The sequence below is a fragment of the Bradyrhizobium acaciae genome (assembly GCF_020889785.1).
GTDB classification, from domain to species: Bacteria; Pseudomonadota; Alphaproteobacteria; order Rhizobiales; family Xanthobacteraceae; genus Bradyrhizobium; species Bradyrhizobium acaciae.
This window is the reverse complement of record NZ_JACMYK010000034.1, coordinates 40,766-59,759: the sequence shown is the minus strand read 5'-3', so window position 1 is coordinate 59,759 and position 18,994 is coordinate 40,766. Positions and strand designations below refer to the sequence as shown.

Annotated in this window: 19 protein-coding genes and 1 pseudogene; 5 read left to right on the top strand and 15 right to left on the bottom strand. The window is 64.9% G+C overall.

Annotated elements, in window-relative coordinates:
• A pseudogene (locus H8A92_RS16315) lies at window positions 1–357 on the top strand (DUF459 domain-containing protein); the annotation flags it as partial.
• A gap of 172 nt (window positions 358–529) precedes the next feature.
• Here the strand turns inward: H8A92_RS16315 and H8A92_RS16310 are convergent.
• Window positions 530–907 carry a CsbD family protein gene (locus tag H8A92_RS16310; RefSeq protein WP_229196725.1) on the bottom strand — a complete coding sequence of 126 codons (378 nt, stop codon included), beginning with the start codon at window positions 905–907 and terminating at the stop codon, window positions 530–532.
• Between the two features lie 61 nt (window positions 908–968).
• Window positions 969–1,703, bottom strand: a complete 735-nt coding sequence (locus tag H8A92_RS16305) for an SDR family NAD(P)-dependent oxidoreductase (protein ID WP_229196724.1) — start codon at window positions 1,701–1,703, stop codon at window positions 969–971.
• Between the two features lie 182 nt (window positions 1,704–1,885).
• Here H8A92_RS16305 and H8A92_RS16300 point away from each other — a divergent pair, with 182 nt between their 5' ends.
• Window positions 1,886–2,665 (top strand): SDR family NAD(P)-dependent oxidoreductase, encoded by a 780-nt coding sequence (locus H8A92_RS16300; protein WP_229196723.1) that lies wholly within the window; start codon window positions 1,886–1,888, stop codon window positions 2,663–2,665.
• Between the two features lie 101 nt (window positions 2,666–2,766).
• Window positions 2,767–3,654: a TauD/TfdA dioxygenase family protein gene (locus H8A92_RS16295; RefSeq protein WP_229196722.1), complete on the top strand. Its 888-nt coding sequence runs from the start codon at window positions 2,767–2,769 to the stop codon at window positions 3,652–3,654.
• Between the two features lie 220 nt (window positions 3,655–3,874).
• Here the strand turns inward: H8A92_RS16295 and H8A92_RS16290 are convergent, their stop codons facing one another.
• Window positions 3,875–4,534 carry a YqgE/AlgH family protein gene (locus tag H8A92_RS16290; RefSeq protein WP_163158853.1) on the bottom strand — a complete coding sequence of 220 codons (660 nt, stop codon included), beginning with the start codon at window positions 4,532–4,534 and terminating at the stop codon, window positions 3,875–3,877.
• Window positions 4,535–4,670: 136 nt separating this feature from the next.
• On the opposite strand from H8A92_RS16290, the gene H8A92_RS16285 reads away from it, so the two are divergent.
• Together H8A92_RS16285 and H8A92_RS16280 are read left to right on the top strand one after the other, a co-directional pair.
• Window positions 4,671–5,510 (top strand): protein-disulfide reductase DsbD domain-containing protein, encoded by an 840-nt coding sequence (locus tag H8A92_RS16285; protein WP_229196721.1) that lies wholly within the window; start codon window positions 4,671–4,673, stop codon window positions 5,508–5,510.
• 234 nt (window positions 5,511–5,744) lie between these two features.
• Window positions 5,745–7,151: an oligosaccharide flippase family protein gene (locus tag H8A92_RS16280; RefSeq protein ID WP_229196720.1), complete on the top strand. Its 1,407-nt coding sequence runs from the start codon at window positions 5,745–5,747 to the stop codon at window positions 7,149–7,151.
• Window positions 7,152–7,291: 140 nt separating this feature from the next.
• Here H8A92_RS16280 and H8A92_RS16275 read toward each other — a convergent pair whose 3' ends face one another.
• From H8A92_RS16275 to cysG, 12 genes are all read right to left on the bottom strand, one after another.
• Entirely contained in the window at window positions 7,292–8,080 is a 789-nt protein-coding gene (locus H8A92_RS16275) for a 3-hydroxybutyrate dehydrogenase (RefSeq protein ID WP_092118875.1), read from the bottom strand.
• Between the two features lie 12 nt (window positions 8,081–8,092).
• A complete protein-coding gene (locus H8A92_RS16270) occupies window positions 8,093–9,262 on the bottom strand; it encodes a DUF3734 domain-containing protein (protein WP_229196719.1) in 1,170 nt (389 codons plus the stop codon).
• Between the two features lie 106 nt (window positions 9,263–9,368).
• Entirely contained in the window at window positions 9,369–9,866 is a 498-nt protein-coding gene (locus H8A92_RS16265; protein WP_076860877.1) for a CAP domain-containing protein, read from the bottom strand.
• 269 nt (window positions 9,867–10,135) lie between these two features.
• Entirely contained in the window at window positions 10,136–11,182 is a 1,047-nt protein-coding gene (locus tag H8A92_RS16260) for a sulfate/molybdate ABC transporter ATP-binding protein (protein ID WP_212012293.1), read from the bottom strand.
• Entirely contained in the window at window positions 11,172–12,134 is a 963-nt protein-coding gene (cysW, locus tag H8A92_RS16255; RefSeq protein ID WP_420831329.1) for a sulfate ABC transporter permease subunit CysW, read from the bottom strand. Before cysW ends, H8A92_RS16260 begins: the two co-directional genes overlap by 11 nt.
• A 10-nt stretch (window positions 12,135–12,144) precedes the next feature.
• Window positions 12,145–12,951, bottom strand: coding sequence for a sulfate ABC transporter permease subunit CysT (gene cysT / locus H8A92_RS16250; RefSeq protein ID WP_092126216.1), 807 nt, complete (start codon window positions 12,949–12,951; stop codon window positions 12,145–12,147).
• 45 nt (window positions 12,952–12,996) lie between these two features.
• The gene (locus tag H8A92_RS16245; RefSeq protein WP_229196718.1) at window positions 12,997–13,986 is read right to left on the bottom strand and encodes a sulfate ABC transporter substrate-binding protein; all 990 of its coding nucleotides are present in this window, start codon (window positions 13,984–13,986) and stop codon (window positions 12,997–12,999) included.
• Window positions 13,987–14,182: 196 nt separating this feature from the next.
• The gene (locus H8A92_RS16240; protein WP_233285477.1) at window positions 14,183–14,905 is read right to left on the bottom strand and encodes a phosphoadenylyl-sulfate reductase; all 723 of its coding nucleotides are present in this window, start codon (window positions 14,903–14,905) and stop codon (window positions 14,183–14,185) included.
• A gap of 2 nt (window positions 14,906–14,907) precedes the next feature.
• The gene (locus tag H8A92_RS16235; RefSeq protein WP_229196716.1) at window positions 14,908–15,423 is read right to left on the bottom strand and encodes a DUF934 domain-containing protein; all 516 of its coding nucleotides are present in this window, start codon (window positions 15,421–15,423) and stop codon (window positions 14,908–14,910) included.
• Entirely contained in the window at window positions 15,410–17,065 is a 1,656-nt protein-coding gene (locus H8A92_RS16230; RefSeq protein ID WP_229196715.1) for a nitrite/sulfite reductase, read from the bottom strand. The genes H8A92_RS16235 and H8A92_RS16230 overlap by 14 nt, the downstream gene beginning before the upstream one ends.
• 27 nt (window positions 17,066–17,092) lie before the next feature.
• Entirely contained in the window at window positions 17,093–17,410 is a 318-nt protein-coding gene (locus tag H8A92_RS16225) for a DUF2849 domain-containing protein (RefSeq protein WP_229196714.1), read from the bottom strand.
• Window positions 17,407–18,858 carry a siroheme synthase CysG gene (cysG, locus tag H8A92_RS16220; protein ID WP_229196713.1) on the bottom strand — a complete coding sequence of 484 codons (1,452 nt, stop codon included), beginning with the start codon at window positions 18,856–18,858 and terminating at the stop codon, window positions 17,407–17,409. The genes H8A92_RS16225 and cysG overlap by 4 nt, the downstream gene beginning before the upstream one ends.
• Between the last annotated feature and the right edge of the window lie 136 nt (window positions 18,859–18,994).

Sequence of the window (18,994 nt, the reverse complement as noted above, 5' to 3'; positions counted from 1 at the left end):
GGCCGCGCCGATGATTTCGTCTGGCCGCGCCGCGAGATGGGGCGCGAGCAGGCCAAGGGTGACGTGCCGGTTGCCGCAGCCACGCCAGCCGCACCGGCGGCGGGTGGACCTGCGAATCCGCCGCCCTCGACCACGGCGATTGCGCCCGACGGCTCGATCATCACCGCACCGAAGCCGCAACGACGGGCGTTCCGACCGGCCCAGGCCCAGCCGCAACAACAGCCGCAGACCCAGCCCTGGCTGCGTGACTTCTTCGGCTTCGGCGCGCCGCAGCAGCGCCCGCTGGTCGCCCCGCCGCCGCGTCCGCCGCGCAGCGTCGGACAGCGGGCCGCAGGGCCGGGCAATCCCTGGCAGTAGGCGGCGCGTGTTCTCAAAGAATTGAAGCTATTGCCGTCATTGCGAGCCAATGGTCGCGCGAATGCGCACCCCATGACAGGCTCCGCGAAGTAATCCATCGATCCGCGCGCGGACGGATGGACTGCTTGGTCGCTTCGCTCCTCGCAATGACGGCGTTGGGTAGGGCGGCCGACTACCCGTAGTACCGCCAGCGCGACGGCGGCGGACGGCGCGGCTGGCGCGTCATCAGGAGCGCGAGCGCAAAGCCGATGCCGCCGGCGATCAGGAGCGCGCCGAGCGGATTGTCCTGCACCGTTTGCGCCACCGCCTTCTGTCCGCTGCGAACAGTCTCGCCGCGATGTTCATAGGCATCCTTCGCATAGTTGACCGCGGTGTCGGCGGCATCGCGCGCCGCATCCTTGGCTTGGCCGTAAAGATCCTGCACTGAGCCCGCGGCTTCGCGCGCGCGTCCGGAGGCTTGTGTTTGGGTATCGCCGGTCGCGTCGCCGACGGCGCCCTCGGCCTTGCCTGCAAATTCCTTTGCCGTTCCGAAAATCCGATCCTTGTCCATTACGACTGCTCCCTGGAATTGTCAGGAAGCCAACCGCGGAACCACGTCCAGGTTCCTGGAGCTACAGAATGAGCCCGCCATCGACCACGATGGTCTGGCCGACGATGTAGGAGGCGAGCGGCGAGGCCAGGAACAATGCGGCGCCGGCCATGTCGGCGGGCGTGCCGAGGCGCTTCAACGGAATGCGCTCGAGCGCGCCTTCGAGCCGCTTTGGATTGGCCGTGGTCGCCTTGGTCATCTTGGTGTCGACGAGGCCAGGCGCGATGCCGTTGACGCGGATGCCGTTCTCGGCCCAGGCCTCGCCGAGCGTCCGCGTCAGCCCGACGGCGCCGGTCTTCGAAGCGTTGTAGGCGGGGTTGCCCATGGTGGAATGATACGCCGCGGTCGAGCTCACGATGATCAGCGAGCCCTTCGCGGCGCTCAGCCTCGCGTGGAATTTGGTGGCGCAGGCCATCAGGCTCATCAGATTGACTTCGAGCACCTTGCGGAAACCCTCCATCTCGAATTCCCCACGGCGGTAAATCACCGCGCCTTGCGCCAGCACCAGCACATCGAGCCGATCGAACGACGGCGTGAGGCTTTCGATCGCCTGCGGATCAGAGACATCCAGTTGCGCGTAGGCCAGGCCTTCGAGATGCGAGCCTTCCTCGGCGGAATAATCACTCGCCTGTGCACGGGTGCCGTACACGGCAACGCGCGCGCCCTTGGCGCGGAAGGCCTGCGCGATGCCGTTGCCGATGCCGCTGGAGCCGCCGACCACCAATATCTGCTTGCCGCCGAAATCGAGCTCGTTCATCGCGTTTCCTCTCTCGTACTGCTTCTTGATTGAGCATGATCCTTTGCGGAAAGCCAACCGGGAAACTTGCGTTAACGCGCTGCGTACGTGGCGAATAAGGGATCGCCGGTTTGACCTATCTGCGGATCGGTGCCAGCGTTGTTGATCGCACAACGCGCAAGAAAATCGCCGGGAGGTCCGTTATGTCCGAATACAAGCAGCTCAGCCGTTCGGTGAAGGGCCTCACCGTTCTCATCACCGGTGCCGCGAGCGGCATGGGCCGCGCCACGGCGCGCGTGTTCGCCGACGAAGGCGCCAATGTCGCGGTCACCGACCTGACCGAAGACGGCACGCAGGTCGTGGCGAAGGAAATCTCGGCGAGTGGCGGCTCGGCCAAGGCCTGGACGCTCGACGTCGGCGATCGCGACGCGATCACCAGGGTCGTCAACGATGTCGCCGCGCATTTCGGCGGGCTCGACATCATCGTCAACAATGCCGGCATCTCGGTGCGGATGCCAATCGACGATCCCGGCTACGAGGACGCCTGGGCCAAGGGTATCGCCGTGATGCTGACGGCCCATCCGCGCATCATCCGCGCCGCACTGCCATACCTGCGCAAATCGCGTTCGCCGCGCATCGTCAACATCGCCTCAACAGAGGCTCTGGGTGCAACGGGCCTGCACAGCCCCTACTCCGCGGCCAAGGGCGGCGTGACCAGCCTGACCCGCTCGCTCGCGGTGGAGCTGGGGCGCGAAGGCATCACCGTGAACTGCATCTGCCCGGGGCCGATCCGCACCGGAATCACCGACCGCATCTCCGAGGAGCACAAGACGATCTACGCCAAGCGCCGCACCGCGCTGGCGCGTTACGGCGATCCGGAAGAGGTCGCGCACATGACGCTGAGCCTGTGCCTGCCCGCGGCATCGTTCCTGACCGGCGCGGTGATTCCGGTCGACGGCGGGTTGATGGCGCGGAATGCCTGACCCGCGCATCGCCGCGAAGCGTTGACAGGACGCGCGTCGGGAGTAGCCTTCGCGTCAAACGAAGCGGGACAACCGCCCGCACGATACGGGGAGATGCGCCAATGACCGTCCTGATCCGGCAGCTTCACAAGCATTTCGTCGGCGAGGTCTCCGGCGTCGATCTGCGCAGGCCGCTGACGCAGCAGGAAGCGATCGACATCGAGGCCGGCATGGACAAATACGCCGTGCTCGTCTTCCACGGCCAGGACATATCAGACGAACAGCAGATGGCGTTCGCGCTGAACTTCGGCGAGCGCGAATCATCGCGCGGCGGCACGGTGACGAAGAAGGAAGACTATCGCCTCTCCTCCGGGCTCAACGATGTCGGAAATCTCGGCAAGGACGGCCAGCCGCTGCCGAAGGATCATCGCACCCATCTGTTCAATCTCGGCAACTGCCTGTGGCATTCCGACAGCTCGTTCCGGCCGATCCCGGCAAAATTCTCGCTGCTGTCGGCGCGCGTGGTGAACCCGAAGGGCGGCAACACCGAATTCGCCGACATGCGCGCCGCCTATGATGCGCTCGACGACGAGACCAAGGCCGAGATCGACGACATGATCTGCGAGCACTCGCTGATGTATTCGCGCGGCTCGCTCGGCTTCCTCGACTACACCGACGAGGAGAAGCAGATGTTCAAGCCGGTGCTGCAGCGCCTGGTGCGCACGCATCCGGTGCACGGCCGCAAGTCGCTGTATCTGTCGTCGCACGCCGGCGCCATCAGGGGCATGAGCATGCCGGAGGCGCGGCTGTTGCTGCGCGATCTCACCGAGCACGCCACGCAGCCCGAGTTCGTCTATGTGCATAAATGGACGGTGCATGACCTCGTGATGTGGGACAACCGCCAGACCGTGCACCGCGTGCGCCGCTACGACCAGTCGCAGCCCCGCGACATGCGTCGCGCGACGGTAGCCGGCACCCAACCGACGGTCGCGCAGGAAGCGGCGGAGTAAGCCACACCCACCGCTGTCATAGCCAAACCTACGCTCGCGTAGCCAAACCCACGGCAGTCGTCCCGGGCAAGCGAAGCGCGACCTAGGACCCATAACCGGGCGCCGTTGTTGCGCGAGGCTGTGGCCCCAGCGCGGCGTTACAACTGCATGCGGTGGTTATGGGTCCCTGCTTTCGCAGGGACGACACTGAGGATGTGGCAACCGCAACAATGACAACGCGTCAGGCGTGCCCGGCGTCGTTCGACAGCATGCCCGCCTCGATGCCGATCTTGCGCAAAGCGCGCGCGTATTTCTCGTCGACGTCAGTGCCGAAGATCAGCTCCGGATCGGCATCGCAGTGCAGCCAGCCATTGTGCTGGATCTCGTTCTCGAGCTGGCCCGGCGCCCAGCCGGCATAACCGAGCGCGAGGATCGCGTGCTTGGGGCCGGCGCCCTTGGCGATCGCCTTCAGGATATCGACGGTTGCGGTGAGCGAGATGCCGTCGTCGATGTTCAGCGTTGCGTCCTGGATGTAGAAGTCGCTGGAATGCAGCACGAAGCCGCGGCCGGTATCGACCGGGCCGCCCTTCATCACTTTCATCATCTCGGCATTCTCGGGCAGCATGATCCGGTCCGATTTCTCGATGATGTCGAGCTGCACCAGAAGCCCGGGGAAATCGATGCTGCCGGCCGGGCGGTTGACGATGATGCCCATCGCACCCTCGGACGAATGGGCGCACATGTAGATCACGGAGCGCTCGAACCGCGGGTCGTTCATGACAGGCATCGCGATCAGCATCTGGCCATCGAGATAGCCACCTTCGGTCGCATGGGGACCGACGGCCGGGCTTCTGCCGGCGGCGGTCTTGCGAGTCTTGCCTGTTTTGCCTTCAGGGCGCATCCGCAAAGGCCTTTCCTGCTGATTTGGCATCCTGATATTGGGTGGCGGTTCTGTCAATCAACCATCGGCCGCGGTGCGGCGATGCATCACAAGCAATTCAATGGTTTGCACCGAAAGTTGCAGGTAAAGACGTCTCATGATCGTCACAGTTCCCCTGCGGGCCGCCTTGGCTGTTGCCGCCTTGTTATCCGCCGCATTTGTGGCAACGGAGGTTCGCGCCGACGACGCCTCGCCGTGGCAGCAGGACACGCATTCCGCGGTGCGGCTGCTTGCGGGATCGCGCAGCGGCGCGGTGCTGCTTGGCGGCATCGCCTTCCAGTTGCAGGACGGCTGGAAAACCTACTGGCGGACGCCGGGCGATTCCGGCGTGCCGCCGCGGTTCGATTTCTCCAAGTCGGATAACGTCGATGCGGTCACGGTGATGTGGCCTGCACCGCGCCAGTTCGACGACGGCGCCGGCGGCACTTCGCTCGGCTACAAGCACCAGGTGGTGCTGCCGCTGCGCATCGTCGCGAAGAATCCCGACAAGCCGTTGGTGCTGCGCGCCGACATCAGCTACGCGGTGTGCGAGAAGCTCTGCGTGCCGGTCGAAGCGAAGGCCGAGCTCGCGTTCGCAAGCGTCGCCTCGACCGAAGATGCCGCGCTGTCGGAAGCGCTCAACGCGGTGCCGAAGCCCGCCAATATCGGCGATCCAACCCCGTTCACGATCCGCGACGTCAAGCGCGACGACAAGAACAACGTGCTGGTCGATGTCACCGCGCCCGACAACAAGGAGCTCAGCCTGTACGTCGAGGGGCCGACGCCCGATTGGGCGCTGCCGGTGCCCAAGCCCGTCGAGCACGCGCCGCCGGGCGTGAAGCGCTTCTCGTTCGAGCTCGACGGGTTGCCGCCGGGCGCCAAGGCGGAAGGCGCAGCGTTGAAGCTGACGCTGGTCGGCGGCGACAAAAGCTACGAATTCAACGTCAATTTGAACTGACGCCACAGCGTCGTCCCGGGCGAAAGCCGGCACCTATACGCCGCAGCGTCAGTTTGAGGCGCGCTGGGGCCAAGCAGCGCGTACCAACTGTTTCCTGTGGCTATGGATCCCGGCTTTCGCCGGGATGACGCAAGACGGGAACACCCCCTCACCCAACCCAATCTTAACGTTTCGTTGATAGATCGGGGCCATTGCCGCCTTGCGGCGCTTTGGGAATTTTCCGCTTTGGCTGTGATGGAGACACGATCCGCAACGTCTGCCGCAACCTCTGCCGCAAGCTCTGCGCCATCGGGCCCGGTCGCACGCCTGCGCGGCCTCGTTGCGCTCCTGCTCGGCGGCACCAAGGAGGCATCGGTCACCAAGCGCCTCGCCGGGATGATCTTCGTCATCCGCGTCGTCAGCGCCGCCATTGCCTATCTGGCGCAGATCCTGCTGGCGCGCTGGATGAGCGGCTCGGATTACGGCATCTACGTCTATGTCTGGACCTGGGTGCTGCTGCTCGGCAGCACCATGGATTTCGGCATCGCGCCGTCCTCGCAGAAGATCATTCCGGAATATCGCACGCGCGGCGACCTCGCCGCGCTGCGCGGCTTCCTCTCCGGCGGCCGCTGGGTGGTGCTTACGGCGTCGAGCACGGTGGCGCTGCTGCTTGCCGGCGTGATCCACCTCGCCACGCCCTGGATCGACCCCAACGCGGTGGTGCCGCTCTATATCGGCTGCCTGACCTTGCCGCCCTTCGTGGTCGCCAACACCCAGGACGGCATCTCGCGCGCGCATGACTGGATGCAGCTCGGCCTGATGCCGCAGTTCATCGTACGGCAGGGGCTGATCATCGCGCTGACCGCCGGCGCGCTGGCGCTCGGCCTCAATCTCGGCGCGACGGCTGCGATGATCGCGAGCGCCGCGGCGGTGTACATCGCGGCGATCGGCCAGATGATCGTACTGAACCGCCGCCTCAAAGCCCATCTCGGGCCGGGCGAGAAGACCTACGACGTCAAGGGCTGGTTCGCGATCTCGCTGCCGATCATGCTGGTCGAGAGCTTCTATCTCCTGCTCGGCTATACCGACGTGCTGATGCTGCAGCAGTTCCGCTCCTCCGAGGAGGTCGGCATCTATTTCGCCGTGGTGAAGACGCTGGCGCTGGTGTCGTTCGTGCACTACGCGATGTCGGCGACGACGGCGCATCGCTTCGCCGAGTACAACGCGCTCGGCGACAAGGACCGGCTGTCGGCCTATGTCGCGCACGCCATCAGCTGGACGTTCTGGCCCTCGCTGCTCGCGACCATCGCCCTGCTCGCCTTCGGCAAGCCGCTGCTGTGGCTGTTCGGCCCGAAATTCGTCGGCGGCTACAGCATCATGTTCGTGGCCGCGATCGGGCTCGTGGTGCGCTCGGCGATCGGGCCGGTGGAGCGGCTGTTGAACATGCTCGGCCACCAGAGCATCTGCGCCACCGCCTATGCGGTGGCGTTCTTCATGAATGTCGGGCTCTGCACTGCGCTGGTGCCGCGCTATGGCGGCATGGGCGCCGCCGCCTCAACCTCGCTGTCGCTGATCTTCGAGACCATCCTGCTGTTCGTCGTGGTGCGCTCGCGCCTCGGCCTGCACGTGCTGGCATTCGGGAAGCGGCGGCCGGCGGCATAGCTTTCCGCCGAACGCGGCCTCTCGTGCGCCGCTCTCGCCCTCAAATTCCAATTTCAGTTAAGCCAGTTCCGTTCCGATCAAAAGACAAAAGCCGGCCCTGATCTGAATCAGAACCGGCTCTGTCGTGAGCAACGAAACGATTACTCCGCGGTCCAGCCGCCGTCGATCGAGAGGTTGGCACCGGTGATCTGCGCGGCATCGTCGCCGCACAGGAACAGCGCCAGCGCTGCGACCTGCTCCGAGGTCACGAACTCCTTGGTCGGCTGGGCGGCGAGCAGCACGTCCTTGATGACCTGCTCCTTGGTCATGTTGCGCGCCTTCATGGTTTCCGGAATCTGGTGCTCGACCAGCGGGGTCCAGACATAGCCCGGCGAAATGCAGTTGCAGGTGATCTTGAACTGCGCGAGCTCGAGTGCCGCGGTCTTGGTGAGGCCGGCGATGCCGTGCTTGGCCGAGACGTAGGCCGACTTGAACGGCGAGGCGACCAGAGAGTGCGCGGAAGCCGTGTTGATGATGCGGCCCCAGCCGCGCTTCTTCATGCCGGGCACCGCGGCACGGATGCCGTAGAATGCCGACGACAGATTGATCGCGATGATCGCTTCCCACTTCTCCGGCGGGAATTCCTCGATCGGCGACACGAACTGGATGCCGGCATTGTTGACGAGGATGTCGACTGAGCCGAAGGTCTTTTCGCCGAGCGCGATCATGTCGGCGATCTCGGCCGGCTTGGTCATGTCAGCCGGCGAATAGGCCGCCTTGACCTTGAAGTCGGTCTCGATGCCGGAACGCTCCTTCTCGATGTCGGCCGGCACGCCCATGCCGTTGAGGACGATGTTGGCGCCGGCGCCGGCGAAAGCGCGCGCATAAGCCAATCCGATGCCACTGGTCGAGCCGGTCACAACGGCGGTCTTGCCTGTCAACGTACCCATTGTTCTTCGCTCCTATTTGCTTGCAGGGGGTGTGGGTTCGTCCCCCGTGAGGTCGTAAGTCACCATGGTTTCCCCGGACTGCGGCCGTTCTAGCCATTCTTTGTGACGCATCGACAAATGCACGTCGCGCACGCCGGCGCCCCAGTGCTCGACCATCGCAACATGGGAGAAGTCGTAGTCCTTCGACGAGCTCTCGTAATTCTTGCTCTTGTAGATCAGGTGAACCACCGTCACGGTGTTCTCCTTGGACGCCTTGCGCAGCAGCTCGACCGACGGATCGTTCTTAAGGTAATCCGGCAGCTTGCCGATCAGGTCACGCACCGCCATGCGGGCGTTGTGGACCTGCTTGTTCTTGTCGGTGTTCATCCGCGTCCGGCTGGAATAGCGGATGTCCTTTTCGCGCTCGGCGGCCTCCAGCAGCGTCTCCGGCAGCGGGCCGCGCGCGCTGAACAAATCGACCTGGAAGATCAGGAGATCGCGGCTGGTCTCCTCATCGAGCACGAAGTCGAGCGGGGTGTTGGAGGCGATGCCGCCGTCCCAGTAATGCTCGCCCTCGATCACGACGGCGGGAAAGCCCGGCGGCAGGGCACCGGAGGCCATGATGTGCTCGGGACCGATTTTCTTGCCGAGCTTCTTGAACTCGTAATTGTCGAAATAGCGGAAATTGCCCGAGGTGACGCCGACCGCGCCGACCGACAGCCGCGTCTTCAGATCGTTGATGCGATCGAAGTCAACGAGGCGCTCCAGCGTCTTCTTCAGCGGCGCGGTGTCGTAATAGCTCAGCGATTGCGAGCTGCCGGGCGGCCACATCGGCGCCGGCGGAATCCGCGGCGTGAAGAAGCCGGGTACGCCGAAGGTCGCGATGATGGCGGCAGAAGTCTCGTTGAACAGCGAGCGGGCGCGCTCATGTTTCGAGACCGGATTCCACGGCACCGGCGCCGACACCATCTCCCAGAATTCCTTCAGCCGCGGCACACGCTTGTCCGGCTCGTTGCCGGCGATGATCGCGGCATTGATGGCGCCGATCGAGATGCCGGCGATCCATTCCGGCTCGAAGCCTGCATGACAGAGCGCCTGAAAGGCGCCGGCCTGGTAGGAGCCGAGCGCGCCGCCGCCCTGAAGTACCAGCACACGCTGCGCTTGCGCGGGCGTCGAGGCCGGCGCGGTCTCAGAAGTATCCATTCGCAACCGTTCGGTCAGAAATGACGTGAGCCGCACCGTGGCGGCTGTTCGCCGCGGCGTCAATCAGCGAGATCAAGGGGTTGGATCACGCGGAATTTATCGAAGGTCAGGTTGCCGCCAGAATGAGCGTCCAGAACACCTTGTATTTGGTATTCGGAGCATAGACGGCCGCGATGCCCATTTTTGTGACACCGCTCTTCAGCATGTTGGCCTTGTGCGGCGGTGAATCGCGCCAGCCCGAAAAGGCCTCCGCCAGCGTGTGATAGCCGGCCGAGATGTTCTCGACCGCGACGGTCGCGGGATAGCCGCCGGCCTCGAGCCGCTTGCCGAGCGGGGCCTTGACGTCATGGTCCATCTTGTTGCGGGCCGCCATCGCCTGCGATTGCTGCTCGGCGAGCCTCGTCAGGTCCGGATCGACCACGACGGTGCCGAGGCCATTATTCTGGCGGTACTGCGAAAACATGATCGCGGCCGCCTGGCTGTCCAGCACGGCGCCGGGCTGCGCCATGTTGAGATACATGGCCGGTTCTTCCGGGATTTTGGTGTCCGTGCCGCAGCCGGCAAGCACCAGAAGCCCGAACAGGGCGACCGTCGTCCGTTTCACAGGTGAAAACCCCCAAGGTTGGCGCGCCGTTGTTGCATACCAACCGTGGCTGAATGGTGAACAGGGACTAACTTTTGGCGAGCAAGGCCGTCATTCCGCATGCGCCCGGTTCTTGCCGGGAACACCGGTTTTCCCTTTCCCCCTGAAAGGGGGAAGGCCGGGATGGGGGTCAGCCGTGGGCGACGCTGTGTGCGGAGACAAGAACCCCACCCGCTTTGCTATGACGAGCAAAGCGCCGCTCCCCTTTTCAAGGGGAGGTTTGAGCGGCCCTACTGCGCGGCAAAGATCCGGTAGCGGCGGGGCTGCAGCGAGACGATTTCGCCGGCCTGGAGCTCGCGGTCGCGGGGGGCGTCGATCTCGATCACGGTCTTGCCCTCGCTGCCCGACAGCGCCACCTCGGCGCGCTGGATCGGACCGAACGAACGGACATGCCGGATGGCGCCTTCCAAGGCGCCGGTTCCGGCCGGACCGACCGCCATGTCGTGGCGGCGGACGAACAGTTTTGCCGCGCCGGAGGCGGCGCCCAGCGCCGGAATGTTCAGCGGACGGCCGTCGAGCCGCACCGCATCGCCGGCCACGTCGACCGGCAGCACGATGGACTCGCCGATGAAGCCGTGCACGAAGGCGGTCGCCGGATTGTCATAGACATCGCCGGGCGAGCCGATCTGCTCGATCTTGCCCTTGTCCATAACCACGACGCGGTTGGCGACTTCGAGCGCCTCCTCCTGGTCGTGGGTGACGAAGATCGAGGTGACGTGGATCTCGTTGTGCAGCGAGCGCAGCCACTGCCTGAGCTCCTTGCGCACCTTGGCATCGAGCGCGCCGAACGGCTCGTCGAGCAGCAGGATGCGCGGCTCGATGGCGAGCGCACGCGCCAGCGCAATGCGCTGACGCTGGCCGCCGGACAATTGGCTGGGATAGCGGTTGGCGAGCCAGTCGAGCTGCACCAGATCAAGCAGGTTCTTGACGCGGGCGCGGATCGTCGCCTCGTCCTTGCGGATCGCGCGCGGCTGCACGCGCAGGCCGAACGCGACGTTCTCGAACACCGTCATGTGGCGGAACAGCGCGTAGTGCTGGAACACGAAGCCGACCTGGCGCTCGCTGGCGCCGCGCGAGAGCGCATTCTCGCCGTCGATCGCGACCTCGCCCGAGTCGGGCCAATCGAGCCCAGCGATGATCCGCAGCAGCGTCGTCTTGCCGGACCCGGACGGACCGAGCAGCGCCAACAGCTCGCCGTCGGCGACCTTGAGATCGACATTGTCGAGCGCGGCAAAGCTGCCGAACCGCTTTACGATATTCTTGACTTCAATCGCCATCGGGCACCTCTGCCTCGTCGAGCCGCCGCTCGAGAATGGTTTTCGCCACCAGCGTGATCAGTGCCAGCATCGCAAGCAGCGATGCGATCGCGAACGACGCGACGAACTGGTATTCGTTGTAGAGAATCTCGACCAGCAGCGGCATCGTGTTGGTCTCGCCGCGAATGTGGCCGGAGACCACCGACACCGCACCGAACTCCCCCATCGCGCGCGCGTTGCAGAGCAGGACGCCGTAGAGCAGACCCCATTTGATATTGGGCAGCGTGACGCGGAAGAAGGTCTGCAGGCCGGAGGCGCCGAGCGAGATCGCCGCCTCCTCTTCCTGGGTGCCCTGCTCCTGCATCAGCGGGATCAGCGCGCGCGCCACGAACGGGAAGGTGACGAAGATCGTCGCCAGCGCGATGCCGGGCACCGCGAACAGGATATGGACGTTGTGCGCCTGCAGCCAGGGTCCGAAATAGCCCTGCGCGCCGAACAACAGCACGAACACCAGGCCCGAGATCACCGGCGAGACCGAGAACGGCAGGTCGATCAGCGTGATCAGGAAGGTCTTGCCGGTGAACTCGAATTTCGAGATCGCCCAGGCCGCGACCACGCCGAACACGAGGTTGAGCGTGACCGAGATCGCGGCGACCAGCAGCGTCAGCTTGATCGCGGCTAGCGCCTCAGGCTCGGCCAGCGCCGCGAAATAGGCGACGACGCCCTTCGAGAACGCCGACGCGAACACGACGACCAGCGGAAGCACGACGAAGATGCTGAGGAAAGCGATGGCGAGCGCGATGATGACAAGGCGGATCGGACCCGGCTCGGTGCGCGGGTTACGGTGGGCCGTGACCGGCGTTGCGCGCGCGATCTCAAGCCGCGGCGCCGGCGCGGCAACGCTGACATCGGTCGCGGGTGCGTAGGTCCGCAGCTGCGTGGTCGAGGTCGCCAATCCCGTCTGCATCGACATCTTTGGGACCTCAATGCACGGGAATGCGGGCTTGCGCCCAGCGCTGCAGCCGGTTGATCAGGAAGATGATCAGGAACGAGGCCACCAGCATCACCACCGCGATCGCGGTGGCGTCGGCATAGCGGAACTCGGACAGCCGGATCACGATCAACAGCGGCGCAATTTCGGAGACGTTGGGCAAATTGCCGGCGATGAAGATCACAGAACCGTACTCACCGATGGCGCGGGCAAAGGCCAGCGCGAAGCCGGTGAGCAGCGCCGGGATCAGGCTCGGCAAGATGACGCGAAACACGGTGTGCCAGCGATTGGCCCCCAGGCTCGCGGCCGCCTCCTCGATCTCGGGATCGAGATCGATCAGCACCGGCTGCACCGTGCGCACCACGAAGGGAATGCCGATGAAGATCATCGCGATGAAGATGCCGATCGGCGTGAATGCGACCTTGATGCCGAGTTCGGCCAGCGGCGCGCCGAGCCAGCCCTTTTGCGCAAACAGCTGCGTCAGCGCGACGCCGGCGACCGCCGTCGGCAAGGCGAAGGGAATATCGACGATGGCATCGAACAGCCGCCGGCCCGGAAACCGATAGCGCACCAGCGCCCAGACGATGATGGTGCCCATCACCAGATTGACGCAGGCGGCCGCAAACGAAAGCCCGAACGAAATCTTCAGGGCATTCAGGGTGCGGCGGCTGGTGACGATGCCCCAGAACTGATCGAGGCTGAGCTCGAACGTCTTGAGGAACAGCGCGGCCAGCGGGATCAGGATGATCACGGAGAGCCATGTCAGGGTCAGTCCCATGGTGAGACCGAACCCCGGCAGGGTACTGCGCCTTGCGACCGCTGTGCTCACCAGTCCCCCTGTTGATCAGTTCTTGTAGATCTGATCGAAGATGCCGCCCTCGGCGAAGTGATCCTTCTGCGCCTTGGTCCAACCACCAAAAACGTCGTCGATGGTGAAAAGTTCGACCTTGGCGAAGGATTTTTCGTACTCCTTGGCGATCTCGGGATCGCGCGGCCGGTAGGAGTTGCGCGCGGCGATCTCCTGGCCTTCCCTGGTGTACCAGTACTTCAGATAGGCCTCGGCGACCGCGCGGGTGCCCTTCTTGTCGGCGACCGTATCGACGATCGCGACCGGCGGCTCGGCGAGGATCGACTGCGGCGGCGCCACGATCTCGAACTTGTCCGCGCCGAATTCGCGCTGCGCCAGAAAGGCTTCGTTCTCCCAGGCGAGCAGCACGTCGCCGACGCCGCGCTCGACGAAGGTCACGGTCGAGCCGCGCGCGCCGGTGTCGAGCACCGGCACGTTCTGGTAGAGGTCGGCGACGAATTTCTTCGCCTTGTCGGCAGAGCCGAACTTCTTCTGCGCGTAGCCCCAGGCGGCCAGATAGTTCCAGCGCGCGCCGCCCGAGGTCTTCGGGTTCGGCGTGATCACGGCAACTCCGGGCTTGATCAGATCGTCCCAATCCTTGATGCCCTTGGGATTGCCCTTGCGGACCAGGAAGACGATTGTCGAGGTGTAGGGCGAGGCGTTCAGCGGCAACCGCTTCTGCCAGTCCGGCGCGATCAGGCCCTTGGCTGCGATCGCATCGATGTCGTAGGCCAGCGCCAGGGTGACGACATCGGCCTGCAGACCGTCGATCACGCTACGCGAGGAAGCGCCGGATCCGTTATGCGACTGCTTGATCTCGACGCTCTTGCCGGTTTCCTTCTGATAGGCCGCGGCGAACGCCTTGTTGAAATCCACATAGAGCTCGCGCGTCGGATCGTAGGATACGTTGAGCAGCGAATAGTCGGCCGCAAAGGCCGAGCTCGCCCACAACAACCCCGCGACCAGCGGCAGCAAACGACGGATCATTTCAGTCTCCATTCAACCTGAGAATGCCAGGAAACACCTCAGACATAACTCACGGTGAAGCGGCTTTAAGTCAACGAAACCGGTTTTCTTTGTTTGCGGCCGTGCAGCGCGCCTGTGCTACGAAGGCGCCGCATTGCGAAGGCTTTGTCACGTCACCAAATCGCGATTAAGCATCATCGCGATCAAGCGCAGTACCCTACGACATCTTGGTTGTGTGGATGCCGCATTCCGTCTTGGCCCGGCCACGCCAGCGGCCGTCGCGTGCGTCCTCGCCGGAAGCAGCCCGGCTCGAGCAAGGCATACACCCGACCGACTGATATCCCGATGCGACAAGTGGATGCGGCGGCAGTTTGCCGAGGGCGTAGATCGCCTCGATCTCCTCGCGGGAGACATGGGCGAACGGATTGAATTTCAGCCTGATCCCATCGTGCTCGACGACGGGGATGTCGGCCCGGGCGTTGCCCTGAAAACGCTTGCGACCGTTGATCCAGCCGGCGAACGGCTTCAGCGCGCGCGCCAGCGGCTCGACCTTGCGGATGCGGCAGCAGGCATCGGGATCGGTGAACCACAATTCGCGGTCCGGATCCTGGCGCGACAGCGCCTGCTCGTCGGGCTTGATCGAGCGCACATCAGTGAGACCGAGCGTCTTGATCAGCGTGTCGCGATAGGCCAGCGTCTCCTCGAACAGCCAGCCGGTGTCGAGGAAGACCACCGGGATCGCCGGATCGACATCCGCCATCACCTTGAGCAGCGCGGCGGACTCGGTGCCGAACGACGACACCAGCGCCAGCCTGTCGCGGCCGACCGTCTTCAGCGCGGCCGCGATCACCTCGGCGGGCGATGCCGTGCGCAACGCGCGATCGAGCGCATCGGCCGCGGACAATGCGGCCGATGCTGCCGCGAGCTCTGGTGCAAGCATGCTCACTGGCCCGCGCTCTCCGAGTGACGCAGCTGCATGCGGCGGTTGAGGGCGGTGACGCGGCCGTCGCCGGTCGGCTGGTAGAACACCGAATAGCGCTTCATGGTCTGGGCGAACGCGTCGGCGTCGGCATCCTTCTTGACCTCGAAGGCGTCGAAGCCGGCGCGGGTCATGAACACGAACTGGTCGCGCAGGATCTGCCCGGTGGCGCGCAGCTCGCCGTCATAGCCGTAGCGTTCGCGCAGCAGGCGGGCCTGGCTGTAGGCGCGGCCGTCGCGGAAGGTCGGAAACACCAGCGCGACCGAGGCCAGCCGACCGAGATGCGGCACAAGATCGTCGAGGTTGCGGTTGTTCGGCCAGATCACGCCCACCTTGCCGGCGCGGCGCAGCAGCGCCTCCGGATCGGTGAGAAAGCGCTCGGCCGTGACCAGCACCGCACCGTCGCCGGGCAGCTCGGCGCCGTCGGCGACATGCACGAACAGATCGGTGGTCAGTCTTCCCTGCTTAACGAGTGGCATAGACCCGCTCCCTGATAGGCTCGACGCCCAGACGCTTCACCGTGTCGACGAACAATTCCTCGGGACGGTCGCGCAGCGCGAGATAGGCTTCGACAATGTCTTCGATCACGTCGGCGACTTCCGCATAGGGAACGGCCGGGCCGATCAAGGTGCCCAATTGCGCGTTCTCGTCGGCGCGGCCGCCGATCGTGATCTGGTAGAATTCCTCACCGTTCTTCTCGACGCCGAGAATGCCGATGTGGCCGACATGGTGATGGCCGCAGGCATTGATGCAGCCGGAGATGTTGATGTGCAGCCGGCCGATCAGATCGGCGGTGTCGTGGTTGGCGAAGCGGCGCGTCAGCTCCTGCGCGATCGGGATCGAGCGCGCATTCGCCAGCGAGCAGTAATCCAGCCCCGGGCAGGCGATGATGTCGGTCACCAGATTGACGTTCGGCGTCGCGAGGCCGAGGCGGTCGAGCGCCTTGAACAAGACCGGCAGATCGCGCTTGGCGACATGCGGCAGCGCCAGGTTCTGCTCGTGGCCGACGCGGATCTCGCCGAACGAATATTTGTCGGCGAGGTCGGCGACCGCGTCCATCTGCTCGGCGCTGGCGTCGCCGGGTGGACCACCGACCGGCTTCAGCGACAGCGTCACGATCGAATAGCCCTGCACCTTGTGCGCCGACACCGAGTTCTTGCGCCAGCGCTCGAACAGCTTGTCATGCGCGGCCTGCTTCAGCTCGTCCGGCATGTGCGGCAGCTTTTCGTAGGCCGGGTAGGAGAAGCGCGAGCGGACCTCCTCGATGGCGGTGTGATCGAGCGTCAGCCCGACATCGCCCATCGCCTTCCACTCCTCGTCGACTTCCTTGGCGAACTTCTCGATGCCGAGCTCGTGCACCAGGATCTTGATGCGCGCCTTGTAGATGTTGTCGCGGCGGCCGTACTGATTGTAGACCCGCAGGATCGCCTCGATATAGCTCAGGATATCGCGGCCGGAGACGAACGGCTTGATGGTCTTGGCGATGAAGGGCGTGCGGCCGAGGCCGCCGCCGACCAGCACCTCGAAGCCGGTCTCGCCGTCGGCATTCTTGTGCAGCCGCAGCCCGATGTCGTGGATCTTGATCGCGGCGCGGTCGTGCTCGGCGGCGGTGATCGCGATCTTGAACTTGCGCGGCAGGAACGAGAATTCCGGATGCAGCGTGGTGTGCTGGCGGATGATCTCCGACCAGATCCGCGGATCCTCGATCTCGCCGGGCGCGACGCCAGCCCACTGGTCCGAGGTGACGTTGCGCATGTTGTTGCCGGAGGTCTGCATCGCGTGGATGCCGACCTCGGCGAGATCGGCCAGCGCGTCGGGCAGCTCGGCGAGCTTGATCCAGTTGAACTGGATGTTCTGCCGCGTGGTGAAATGGCCGTAGCCGCGATCGTAGCGGCGCGCGACATGGGCGAGCCGGCGCAGCTGCTTCGACGACAGCGTGCCGTAGGGGATCGCGACGCGGAACATGTAGGCGTGCAGCTGCAAATACACGCCGTTCTGCAAGCGCAGGATCTTGAATTCGTCCTCGGTGAGCTCGCCGGAGAGGCGGCGCTTCACCTGGTCGCGGAATTCCGAAACACGCTCGTTGATCAGCGTGCGGTCGAGTTCGTCATAAGCATACATGTTCGATGAGCCTTACGCCGGCGCGCCTTACGCGGGGACCTGGAGATCGATGGTGACGCCCTTGGCGCGGATGTGTTCGCGGAGATTGCCGGGCTTGACCTTGCCGCCGTCCTTGAGCTCGACCGGCGCGATATAGGGGCCGACCGCGCCGACATCGTCGGCGGTCGCTTCGGCCAAAAGCGCGCGGGCATCGTCAGAGGTGCTGACGATGGCGGAATCGGCGAGTTCGGTGGACCAGCCTTGCTTGGCGGTTCGGTACACGACGGCGCCGTCCCAGGTGCGGTTGGCGGTCACCACCGAGGGGCCCGTGATCCTGATTTTCTTCTGTTCAAGCGGAGAGGTCATTCGGCAGCTTTCAGCAGTTCGGAGAACATCTGGTTGGAGAAAAGTTGGGTGACGTTGGATTGGCTCCACGGCGCGGAATGCGCGACGACGTCGCCAATGATGAGGACGACGGGACCGCCATCGACCTGTTTGACGAGCTCAGGCAGCCGCGACAGCGTACCGACCGCGGCCTTGGCATCCAGCCGCGTGACGCGCGCGAACACGCCGACCGGCGTCTCCGGCGAGCGGCCCGCCGCAAGCATGCCCTCGCGGATCGCGGGCGCCGCCGTCATGCCCATGTAGACGACGACGGTCATCTTCTTGTCCGTCAGCACCGACCAGTCGACGACCTCGGCATCGCGCGCCTTGTGCGCGGTGAGGAAGGTGATGCGCAGCGCCTCGTGCCGGAAGGTCAGCGGCACTTCGAATTGCGCGGCCGCGCCAAGCCCGGCGGAGACGCCGGGAATAATGGAGTACGCGACGCCAGCGTCGCGCAGCGCTTCGATTTCCTCGCCGCCGCGGCCGAAGATGAAGGGATCGCCGCCCTTGAGCCGCACCGCGCGCTGGCCCGCCTGCCCGGCCTCGATCATCAGGCGGTTGATGGCATCCTGGCCGATGCCGGGCTTGCCGACACGGCGGCCGACCGGGATCCGCGCAGCATCGCGGCGGATGCGGTCGAGAATTTCAGGTGAGACCAGTTCGTCATAGAACACGACGTCGGCGTCCTGCAGCGCGCGCAGCGCCTTCACCGTGAGCAAATCAGGATCGCCGGGACCGGCGCCGACCAGCGTCACATGACCGACGGCCTTGCCTTCCGCGCTTGCGCCGGCGAAGGCGGCGGGATCGGTGATCGCTTTCAACGCCCGCTCCGCCTCGTCGTTGCGGCCGGCCAGCACCTGCGCGCCGATCGGGCCGTCGACGATGCGCTCCCAGAAGCGGCGACGCAGCGGAAACTCGTCGATGCGGGCATGCATCGATTTGCGGAAGCGGCCGATGAAGCCGGCGAGATCGCCGATCCGCGCCGGCAGCACCGCCTCGATCTTCTCGCGGATGCGGCGCGCCACCACCGGCGACGTGCCGCCGGTGCCGACCGCGACCACGACATCGCCGCGATCGACGATCGCCGGCATGATGAAGGTGGAATGCACCAGGTCGTCCATCACGTTGACCGGCAGGCCAATCGCCTTGGCGCGCACCGACATCGCTACTCCAATGTCGCCTGCGCCGGCACAGAGCACCGCGATGACGTCAGAGAGATCGGCTGCGAGCGGATCGCCGTCGGCACGCTCGATGCGCGCGGCGTCCTCGGCTGCGATGCCGGCAAGCTCATGATCGCCGTCGGTCGCGTACCAGCGCACTGCGGCGCCAGCGGCTGCGAGCAGCCGCAGCTTGGCGCGCACGAGCTCGCCCGCTCCAACGAGCAGCACCTTGCCGCTTTGCAGATCCAGAAACACCGGCAGATATCGCATTAGACACTCGCTTCCCCAATTTGGGGGTTGACTGAAATTATTTTCTATTTATCTCTCGATCAAGCCCAGCAAAGAGAAAATTATTTCTTCTCTATTGCAGCGCAACTTTAGAATTTTCAACTCCACAGGCCAAGGC